Genomic DNA, 3024 nt, shown 5'->3' on the forward strand with positions numbered 1-3024 from the left:
CTTAACTAAACTTGCAGACGAATGTCGGCATAGCGTGAGCTATTAAGCCGACCATTCGACAAGTTTTGGGATTGTTAAGGGTTCCGAGGCTCAACGTCAATAAAGCAATTGGAATAAAGCAATAATTATTTAAACCAATTAAGACTTATAACAAATATTGTTATGAATATAGTGATGTATAGAATGCTAATAATAGCATTAATTATTTTGTGTTTTGTTTTATCTTTATTTATTTTTTTGATTGGTTTTCCATTCATGTAATCCAAAATTTGTTTATAAGTGAATAGCTTGTTCTGATTTTTGTATTTATCTATTTTAATTGCACTGTAGCTTGTAATTATAGCTAGTATTATGACTATGATATAACCATAGTTACCAAAGAAGTGTAGAGACGGGCCTACTGATATTGCAGTTAAAATGCTAGTTATTCCCATAATCCATGTCCAATTATTAAAATGTTTATTACTTAATTGTTTTTCCATTACTTTAATATCTCCTTTAACTAAATTGTCTAAAGAAGTGTTAAAAACTTGGCTTAGTAAAATTAGGCTATTTAAGTCAGGAACGTTCTTATTCCTTTCCCAATTAGATATTGTGTGCCTTGTTACATGAATTTTCTCTGCTAGATCTTCTTGAGATAATTTGTGTTTTTTTCTGTATCTTTGTATCTGTTTACTAAGCTCCATTTTTATCGCTTCCTTGTCTTTTAATTTAGTTAATTAAATAAATTTTAGCTATACAATACTTTTTGCACTAGCTATTTTTGCTGTAAAAAGTTTTTTGCATTACTGAAAAATCTATGGTGTTAAGCCAATCATGTTAATATATCTAAAAAAAGGAGTGTTTATCTTGGATAAAAACACAGTATTAGATAAAGGTTATTTTATAGCAACTATTCTAAATTCTATTTTTTTACTTGGATTATTTTTTGTATATCAAACGGATAACTTATATATATTAATTCCATATACTATTTTGATGGGGATTAATGCTATTTATTTAGTTGTAAAAGTAGGAAAAATTAATAGAGATAAGCCTAAAATTTAAGAGGGTTTTGAAACGAGTGAAAACGAGTTTCTTCTTGTCTTGATACTATATAGAAATAACAATCTTTTTTAATACCAGCTTAAAACCTTGATATATCAGTGTTTTAATTGTTTTTTAGTGTATAAAATAAAATTTGACATAAAAAAGCTCCAGTAATAAGATTGAAGCATCTACTCATCAACTTAATACTGGAGGTCTTTTTATATGCAAGACAATCATACAAAATATATAGACGAAAATCAAGATAATGAAACATTAAAAGATATGGCGAAAAGTGGGAAACAACGCCCATGGAGAGAAAAGAAAATTGATAATGTAAGTTATGCAGATATACTGGAAATCTTAAAAATAAAAAAGGCTTTTAACGTAAAACAATGTGGTAACGTCTTAGAATTCAAGCCGACTGATGAAGGTTATTTGAAATTACATAAGACATGGTTTTGTAAATCGAAATTATGCCCAGTTTGTAATTGGAGGCGTGCTATGAAAAATAGTTATCAAGCTCAACGAGTGATTGAAGAAGTTGTTAAAGAAAAGCCTAAAGCACGTTGGTTATTTTTAACACTTTCAACAAAAAATGCGATAGATGGAGATACTTTAGAACAAAGTTTAAATCATCTAACAAAGTCATTTCATAGATTAACTAAATATAAAAAAGTTAGTAAAAATTTAATTGGTTTTATGCGTTCGACTGAGGTTACAGTTAATAAAAATGATGGTAGTTATAATCAACATATGCATGTTTTATTGTGTGTTGAAAGTAAATATTTTAGAGGTTCTGAGAATTATATTTCACAGAATGATTGGGTCGATTTGTGGCAAAAAGCATTACAAGTTAATTATCGACCAGTAGCAAATATTAAAGCGATCAAACCAAATCAAAAAGGCGATAAAGATATTCAAGCAGCTATCAAAGAAACCTCTAAATATTCGGTTAAGTCATCAGATTATTTAACTGGAGATAGCGAAAAAGATTCAGAGATTGTTAATGATTTAGAAAAAGGATTATATCGAAAACGTATGTTGAGTTATGGTGGATTGCTTAAACAAAAACATAAAATTTTAAATTTAGACGATGCCGAAGATGGTAATTTGATTAATACAAGTGACGAAGATAAAACAACAGATGAAGAAGAAAAAGCACATTCAATTACGGCAATTTGGAATTTTGAAAAACAAAATTATTACTTAAAAAAAGTTTAGGAGTTTGATTTATGAGTGCAAAATACAAGAGAACTAAGTCATTTTTTATTGAGATTATTTCAGATATTGTGTTTCGAATAATTGTATTTATTCCTAATGTTTTTAATTTAATAATTCGATTTTTTAAAAGTATTGTTTAATAAACGTTAGCTTAAAAGCTAGCGTTTTTTCATGTCTTTTTGCCCCTGCGGGAACTATAGCGTTCAACCGGCATGGTTGACCAGTTTTACCATGCAAATTTTAATTTGCATGTAACTGGGCAGTGTCTAAAAAATTCGACACTGGTTTTGCTCAAATTTTTGTTTTTGAAAATAGCATATATTTATTTGGCTCATATTTGCGTTTTAAGAGCTTATATACGTTTTTAGGTATAAAACTATATGATTTACCCCTAAATCTTTAAAATGCCCCCTTAAAATTCAAAATAAAGGCATTTAAAATTTAAATAGTTCTTGTGATAAAGTTTGCTAAAAAGGAGTGTTTTTTTGAAGTGGTTTTTATTTATTTTACAAATAATTTTAGTGATTTTTTTAGCATTTTTTACTTATAAGCAAATGAATCAAAATTATTTAGATACTTGGTTTATTATCTTTACGGTATTTTTCTTAATCTTTGTATTTTGGAATGTTAAACGTTATTACAATTATTAAACGACGCATTTATGCCGAGAAAATTTATTGTGCGTTGAGAAGAACCCTTAACTAAACTTGCAGACGAATGTCGGCATAGCGTGAGCTATTAAGCCGACCATTCGACAAGTTTTGGGATTGTTAA

At 28.2% G+C, this 3024-nt stretch carries 4 protein-coding genes; 3 read left to right on the forward strand and 1 reads right to left on the reverse strand.

The genetic code is table 11. The features are described 5' to 3' along the window. Window positions 1–125: 125 nt before the first annotated feature. Window positions 126–686: a helix-turn-helix transcriptional regulator gene (locus MHZ36_RS14220; RefSeq protein WP_239232321.1), complete on the reverse strand. Its 561-nt coding sequence runs from the start codon at window positions 684–686 to the stop codon at window positions 126–128. 163 nt (window positions 687–849) lie between these two features. Between MHZ36_RS14220 and MHZ36_RS14225 the strand changes: the two genes are divergently transcribed. The 3 genes from MHZ36_RS14225 (at window position 850) to MHZ36_RS14235 (ending at window position 2900) form a co-directional block, all read left to right on the forward strand. Beyond that, a complete protein-coding gene (locus tag MHZ36_RS14225; RefSeq protein ID WP_119542470.1) occupies window positions 850–1047 on the forward strand; it encodes a hypothetical protein in 198 nt (65 codons plus the stop codon). A gap of 204 nt (window positions 1048–1251) precedes the next feature. Continuing rightward, window positions 1252–2250 (forward strand): protein rep, encoded by a 999-nt coding sequence (locus MHZ36_RS14230; protein ID WP_239232322.1) that lies wholly within the window; start codon window positions 1252–1254, stop codon window positions 2248–2250. Between the two features lie 485 nt (window positions 2251–2735). Beyond that, a complete protein-coding gene (locus MHZ36_RS14235) occupies window positions 2736–2900 on the forward strand; it encodes a hypothetical protein (protein WP_239232323.1) in 165 nt (54 codons plus the stop codon). The last annotated feature ends 124 nt before the right edge of the window (window positions 2901–3024 follow it).

It is taken from the genome of Staphylococcus sp. ACRSN (assembly GCF_022346615.1).
Classification (GTDB): Bacteria; Bacillota; Bacilli; order Staphylococcales; family Staphylococcaceae; genus Staphylococcus.

Excerpts from the sequence above, each read along its gene's own strand:
- MHZ36_RS14220 (WP_239232321.1), bottom strand. The coding sequence starts at position 686 with ATGGAGCTTAGTAAACAGATACAAAGATACAGAAAAAAACACAAATTA.
- MHZ36_RS14230 (WP_239232322.1), top strand. The coding sequence starts at position 1,252 with ATGCAAGACAATCATACAAAATATATAGACGAAAATCAAGATAATGAA.